The organism is Staphylococcus sp. HMSC36A10 (assembly GCF_001838845.1).
In the GTDB taxonomy this organism is placed as follows: Bacteria; Bacillota; Bacilli; order Staphylococcales; family Staphylococcaceae; genus Staphylococcus; species Staphylococcus aureus.
This window is the reverse complement of sequence record NZ_KV839079.1, coordinates 1-2,315: the sequence shown is the minus strand read 5'-3', so window position 1 is coordinate 2,315 and position 2,315 is coordinate 1. Positions and strand designations below refer to the sequence as shown.

Sequence of the window (2,315 nt, the reverse complement as noted above, 5' to 3'; positions counted from 1 at the left end):
AAAGTGAGCGGATGAACTGAGGGTAGCGGAGAAATTCCAATCGAACCTGGAGATAGCTGGTTCTCTCCGAAATAGCTTTAGGGCTAGCCTCAAGTGATGATTATTGGAGGTAGAGCACTGTTTGGACGAGGGGCCCCTCTCGGGTTACCGAATTCAGACAAACTCCGAATGCCAATTAATTTAACTTGGGAGTCAGAACATGGGTGATAAGGTCCGTGTTCGAAAGGGAAACAGCCCAGACCACCAGCTAAGGTCCCAAAATATATGTTAAGTGGAAAAGGATGTGGCGTTGCCCAGACAACTAGGATGTTGGCTTAGAAGCAGCCATCATTTAAAGAGTGCGTAATAGCTCACTAGTCGAGTGACACTGCGCCGAAAATGTACCGGGGCTAAACATATTACCGAAGCTGTGGATTGTCCTTTGGACAATGGTAGGAGAGCGTTCTAAGGGCGTTGAAGCATGATCGTAAGGACATGTGGAGCGCTTAGAAGTGAGAATGCCGGTGTGAGTAGCGAAAGACGGGTGAGAATCCCGTCCACCGATTGACTAAGGTTTCCAGAGGAAGGCTCGTCCGCTCTGGGTTAGTCGGGTCCTAAGCTGAGGCCGACAGGCGTAGGCGATGGATAACAGGTTGATATTCCTGTACCACCTATAATCGTTTTAATCGATGGGGGGACGCAGTAGGATAGGCGAAGCGTGCGATTGGATTGCACGTCTAAGCAGTAAGGCTGAGTATTAGGCAAATCCGGTACTCGTTAAGGCTGAGCTGTGATGGGGAGAAGACATTGTGTCTTCGAGTCGTTGATTTCACACTGCCGAGAAAAGCCTCTAGATAGAAAATAGGTGCCCGTACCGCAAACCGACACAGGTAGTCAAGATGAGAATTCTAAGGTGAGCGAGCGAACTCTCGTTAAGGAACTCGGCAAAATGACCCCGTAACTTCGGGAGAAGGGGTGCTCTTTAGGGTTAACGCCCAGAAGAGCCGCAGTGAATAGGCCCAAGCGACTGTTTATCAAAAACACAGGTCTCTGCTAAACCGTAAGGTGATGTATAGGGGCTGACGCCTGCCCGGTGCTGGAAGGTTAAGAGGAGTGGTTAGCTTCTGCGAAGCTACGAATCGAAGCCCCAGTAAACGGCGGCCGTAACTATAACGGTCCTAAGGTAGCGAAATTCCTTGTCGGGTAAGTTCCGACCCGCACGAAAGGCGTAACGATTTGGGCACTGTCTCAACGAGAGACTCGGTGAAATCATAGTACCTGTGAAGATGCAGGTTACCCGCGACAGGACGGAAAGACCCCGTGGAGCTTTACTGTAGCCTGATATTGAAATTCGGCACAGCTTGTACAGGATAGGTAGGAGCCTTTGAAACGTGAGCGCTAGCTTACGTGGAGGCGCTGGTGGGATACTACCCTAGCTGTGTTGGCTTTCTAACCCGCACCACTTATCGTGGTGGGAGACAGTGTCAGGCGGGCAGTTTGACTGGGGCGGTCGCCTCCTAAAAGGTAACGGAGGCGCTCAAAGGTTCCCTCAGAATGGTTGGAAATCATTCATAGAGTGTAAAGGCATAAGGGAGCTTGACTGCGAGACCTACAAGTCGAGCAGGGTCGAAAGACGGACTTAGTGATCCGGTGGTTCCGCATGGAAGGGCCATCGCTCAACGGATAAAAGCTACCCCGGGGATAACAGGCTTATCTCCCCCAAGAGTTCACATCGACGGGGAGGTTTGGCACCTCGATGTCGGCTCATCGCATCCTGGGGCTGTAGTCGGTCCCAAGGGTTGGGCTGTTCGCCCATTAAAGCGGTACGCGAGCTGGGTTCAGAACGTCGTGAGACAGTTCGGTCCCTATCCGTCGTGGGCGTAGGAAATTTGAGAGGAGCTGTCCTTAGTACGAGAGGACCGGGATGGACATACCTCTGGTGTACCAGTTGTCGTGCCAACGGCATAGCTGGGTAGCTATGTGTGGACGGGATAAGTGCTGAAAGCATCTAAGCATGAAGCCCCCCTCAAGATGAGATTTCCCAACTTCGGTTATAAGATCCCTCAAAGATGATGAGGTTAATAGGTTCGAGGTGGAAGCATGGTGACATGTGGAGCTGACGAATACTAATCGATCGAAGACTTAATCAAAATAAATGTTTTGCGAAGCAAAATCACTTTTACTTACTATCTAGTTTTGAATGTATAAATTACATTCATATGTCTGGTGACTATAGCAAGGAGGTCACACCTGTTCCCATGCCGAACACAGAAGTTAAGCTCCTTAGCGTCGATGGTAGTCGAACTTACGTTCCGCTAGAGTAGAACGTTGCCAGG

The 2,315-nt window shown here is 50.3% G+C and carries 2 rRNA genes; both read left to right on the top strand.

Features of this window, described 5'->3' with window-relative positions:
• Positions 1–2,129: ribosomal RNA gene (locus tag HMPREF3247_RS02540) — 23S ribosomal RNA — on the top strand; the annotation flags it as partial.
• Positions 2,130–2,201: 72 nt separating this feature from the next.
• Positions 2,202–2,315 (top strand): 5S ribosomal RNA (gene rrf, locus HMPREF3247_RS02535); the annotation flags it as partial.